This is a genomic window from Pseudomonas sp. NBRC 111131 (genome assembly GCF_001320525.1).
GTDB classification, from domain to species: Bacteria; Pseudomonadota; Gammaproteobacteria; order Pseudomonadales; family Pseudomonadaceae; genus Aquipseudomonas; species Aquipseudomonas ceruminis.
The window spans coordinates 1-2,482 of the sequence record NZ_BCBH01000079.1; the positions used below are offsets into that span (position 1 = coordinate 1).

2 protein-coding genes are annotated in these 2,482 nt (G+C 59.5%); both read right to left on the bottom strand.

Annotated elements, in window-relative coordinates; translation table 11 throughout:
- Positions 1-378: FAD-dependent oxidoreductase (locus APH34_RS29165; protein WP_156358137.1), on the bottom strand; the 378-nt coding region annotated here is incomplete at its 3' end.
- Between the two features lie 235 nt (positions 379-613).
- Positions 614-2,257, bottom strand: coding sequence for an acetolactate synthase large subunit (locus tag APH34_RS28280; RefSeq protein WP_054903782.1), 1,644 nt, complete (start codon positions 2,255-2,257; stop codon positions 614-616).
- Positions 2,258-2,482 lie beyond the last annotated feature (225 nt).

Sequence of the window (2,482 nt, forward strand, 5' to 3'; positions counted from 1 at the left end):
TCCTGTTCTATTGAAGAATGGCATGCGCATAGCACCCATTTCGAACGGGGTAGTAGGCTCCTTAGGATTTCCAAGCGTATTCACTACGGTGAGATGACGCCCACCTACGCGCTGCGATTGCTCAATCAAGGTGATACGGGTAAAACCGCAGCGCAACAATTCCCGTGCAGCGGTCAAGCCAGTGACACCGGTGCCGACAATACATATTCGATGATCCGGTTCAGTGGCGCGGGCGATACCACCTTCTTGAGAGACCAAACGACGGTAATCAAAACAGAGGTCGGGTGGGTTGGGATAGCGCGCAGCCCATGGCTGGGCGGGAGATGAGAGCTTAATGGCCAGCTGTGCGGGGTGGTTGTGAGTCGATCCAATCGTCATTATCAAGTTCGCCAAGGGTTGGGGAAACCTGAGAATGGGGCGTTGTAGAGAGGGAACTGTGGTGCTTATCTATGACCCACCTGCCCGGTCCACATGCGATCACCTGGGCTTAAGGCAACTGAGGTGCCGCTGCAGGCCTCATCACCAGCACGCTAGCCTCCACAGGTTCAGCGCCGTCCTTGAGAACAGCACGCTCCCTGTGGAAGCCAGCTTGCTGGCGAGGGGTCCTTAAGCCTTATACCGCCAGCGCACGCTCACGCAGTTCGCTGTTGAGGATGCGGTCGTTCTCGCTGTAGTCGACCGGGCAGTCGATCACGTGCACGCCCGGGGTCTTGATGCAGTGCTCGAGCAGCGGCAGCAAGCCTTCGGCGCTTTCCACACGGTGGCCATTGGCACCGTAGGCTTCGGCGTATTTGACGAAGTCCGGGTTGCCGTAGTCCAGGCCGAAATCGGTGAAGCCCATGTTGGCTTGCTTCCAGCGGATCATCCCATAGCCATCGTCACGCAGAATGACCACAGTGATGTGCATGCCCAGGCGTACCGCAGTTTCCAGCTCCTGGCTGTTCATCATGAAGCCGCCATCGCCGCATACCGAGATCACCGGGCGGTCCGGGTATACCAGGTGCGCTGCCATGGCCGATGGCAAGCCGGCGCCCATGGTCGCCAGGGCATTGTCCAGCAGTACGGTATTGGGCTTGTGCGCCTTGTAGTTACGGGCGAACCAGATCTTGTAGATACCGTTGTCGAGGGCGACGATACCTTCGGATGGCAGGGCACGACGCACGTCGGCTACCAGACGCTGCGGATAGACCGGGAAGCGGTCGTCGTCCTTGCCTTCGGCGATCTGCGCTTCGTTCGCTTCGCGGATGGCCATCAGGCGGGTGAAGTCCCAATGCGAGGTGTCGCCCAGGCCTTCGCCGATCTGCCACACGGCGTTGGCGATGTCGCCGATCACTTCGACTTGGGGGAAGTACACGGCATCGACTTCAGCAGAGCGGAAGTTGATGTGAATGACCTCGGTGCCGCCACGAACCATGAAGAACGGCGGCTTCTCGATCACGTCGTGGCCGATGTTGACGATCAGGTCTGCAGCTTCGACGGCCCGGTGCACGAAGTCACCGGAGGACAGTGCAGCGTTACCCAGGAAGCGCGGGTTGCGCTCATCCACCACACCTTTGCCAAGCTGAGTGGTGACAAACGGGATACCCGTCTGGTCTATCAACTGCTTGAGGACCTTGGCAGTCATCTTGCGGTTGGCGCCGGCGCCGATCACCAAGATAGGGCTGCGCGCATTGCGCATTTTCTCGATGGCAGCATCGATGGCCACGTGTTCGGCCAGCGGGCGACGGTGCAGGCTTGGCGGAATCGGCATGGCATCGGTCTGCTCGGCAGCGATGTCTTCCGGCAGCTCCAGGTGTACCGCGCCCGGTTTCTCTTCTTCGGCGAGACGGAAGGCCTCACGCATACGCGACGGAATGTTGTCGGCCGAGGCGAACTGATGGGTGTACTTGGTGATGGGGTCCATCATGCCGCACACGTCGATGATCTGGAAGCGCCCCTGTTTGGACTTCTTGATCGGCTTCTGGCCGGTGATCATCATCATCGGCATGCCGCCAAGGTAGGCGTATGCACTGGCGGTCACCAGGTTGGTCGCGCCTGGGCCGAGGGTCGACAGGCTGACGCCGGTCTTGCCGGTCAGACGGCCATAAGTCGCAGCCATGAAGCCTGCAGACTGCTCGTGGCGGGTCAGTACCAGCTTGATCTTCGATTTGCGCAGGGATTCCAGCAGGTCGAGGTTCTCCTCGCCGGGAATGCCGAATACATACTCGACACCTTCGTTTTCCAGGCATTGCACAACGACATCGGCGGCCTTGGCCATCTTGCTTCTTACCTCAGTTGTATAGGACGGTGGAGGTCCAGAAATGCGCAGCACGGTACGCTGGCATCGCTATGTCCGGGCGCGCGGATGCCCCGAACCTAAGCCTTGACGCAGACCAGGCAGGGGAAAGTCACGTTTACGAACAGGATTAATTGTCGCACCGTTTCGGACACCTGCGTAGGTATAGGGCGGACAAAACAGCTTTGCCTGAGCATACAAAGCCAG

Bases quoted from the DNA above. Each gene is read 5' to 3' on its own strand.
- APH34_RS28280 (WP_054903782.1), bottom strand. From the start codon at position 2,257: ATGGCCAAGGCCGCCGATGTCGTTGTGCAATGCCTGGAAAACGAAGGT.